Origin of the sequence: Brevundimonas sp. (genome assembly GCF_036399195.1) — a bacterium.
Taxonomy (GTDB): domain Bacteria; phylum Pseudomonadota; class Alphaproteobacteria; order Caulobacterales; family Caulobacteraceae; genus Brevundimonas.
In genome coordinates, this window is record NZ_DASWNO010000072.1 from 1 (window position 1) to 1,556 (window position 1,556).

The following is a 1,556-nucleotide window of genomic DNA, read 5'->3' on the forward strand; positions in this document are numbered from 1 at the left end:
AAACAGCGACTGACGGCTCGTCCGCTTGGCAAGCCGCCGTCCCGCCTGCTAGGCCGTGGCCACGGCGGGCGCGTAGCTCAATGGTTAGAGCCGACCGCTCATAACGGTCTGGTTGGGGGTTCGAGTCCCTCCGCGCCTACCGCTCCCGCCCATGTCGCCGGAACGACACAGGAACCCCGGCGCCGGCCTGGCCCTTTCACTTGCAGGAAGGAAAGGCCGATGCAGACGTTCACCGTGCAACTCTACGCCGAAGGGACCCAGCCCCTGCGCACGGAGCGACTCGTGGTCACGGACGCACATCAGGCGCGGGAATGGGCGACGGAACGGCTCGCCGCGAGCCAGACCTTCACCAGGGCCCGGATCTACGACGACACGAAGCTGCTGAGCGAAGTCGGCTATCGCATCATCAAGCCCTGAGGCGGCGGACGCCGCATCGACGGAGCCGCTAAGCGACGCCGCCGATGCTGCTTACGGTCCTTAGAACCGGGCGGCCAAGGTCAGCCGGAAGCCGTGGAAGGCCAGCTCGTCCGACGACCGGCGCTGGTCCGTGCCGGCGGCGTTGGTGATCAGGAACGGATTGGTCGCCGGGGCCGTGCCGGGGCCGGTGCGGACCGTCAGGCCGTCGCCTGCGTCGAGGCTGGTGTACAGGTACTCGGCGCCCAGGGTGATCCGGTCGCTGACCCACATCTCACCACCGAAGCCGAGCTGATAGCCGGTCGCGTCGTCTTCCGACTCCACTGGCGAGAAGCTGTTGGCTGTGTTGGTGGTGAAGAAGCTGTCGGTCACCTTGGCCATGGCCGCGCCGCCGGTGGCGTAGACGAGCGAGCGGCCGAAGCTGCGGCCGACACGGAGTCGGGCGGCGTACAACACATCGTCGATTTCGCGGTTGAACTGATAAGCCGCCGGCGTCGTGCTGAAGGCGGTGGCGAAGTCCTCGACGTCAACGGTGGCGGCTTCGATCAGGCCGCCGAAGACCCATGGTCCCGACTGCATGTCGTAGCCGACGCGCGCGGCGAACTCGGTGCCGATATTCTCGTCGTCGAGGCATCCGGAGGCGAAGTTGGCGCCAAGCGCCTTGCCGCCGCAGAAACCGCCCGGGTTGGCCGTGGTGGGGCCGAAGGCGTCGACGCCGGCGCCGTTGCGCACCGTGTCGTTGAAAGAGCCGTCCAGGTTGGTGTCGAAGACGACCCGTTCGTCCTCGTCGTCGTCGGGGATGGCTCCGCCGATCGTCAGGCCGATATAGGGGCCGCTCCAGTCCTGGGCGGCGGCGGCGCCGGCTCCGGACATCAAAGCGGCGGTCGCGGCCGCAGCCAGATAGATGTGTCGCATGTCTTTCCTCCGGCGGCCTCCTGCAGGCCATCCTTGGGGCAACTACGCCGAGACCCGGCGTCGGGATGCGTTCAATGACCGACGTGGACGGACGAGTCTCGCCACGTGTCATGTCCGCCACTATATGCCTTGGCTCTGCCAGGAGCCCACATGGCCTACGCCGCCCGCGACGACCGACCCGCCGACAAGGCCGAGCGCTATCTCGAACTCGAGGAAGAAATCGCCGC

General features: G+C 67.5%; 2 protein-coding genes and 1 tRNA gene. 2 read left to right on the plus strand and 1 reads right to left on the minus strand.

Annotated elements, in window-relative coordinates; all coding sequences use genetic code 11:
- The first annotated feature begins 66 nt into the window (after positions 1-66).
- Positions 67-139: transfer RNA gene (locus VGB60_RS03515), tRNA-Ile, on the plus strand.
- An 80-nt stretch (positions 140-219) separates the two neighbouring features.
- Complete coding sequence (locus VGB60_RS03520) at positions 220-417, plus strand: hypothetical protein (RefSeq protein WP_331036897.1); 198 nt, start codon at positions 220-222, stop codon at positions 415-417.
- Positions 418-477: 60 nt separating this feature from the next.
- Here VGB60_RS03520 and VGB60_RS03525 read toward each other — a convergent pair whose 3' ends face one another.
- Entirely contained in the window at positions 478-1,329 is an 852-nt protein-coding gene (locus VGB60_RS03525; RefSeq protein WP_331036898.1) for an outer membrane protein, read from the minus strand.
- Positions 1,330-1,556 lie beyond the last annotated feature (227 nt).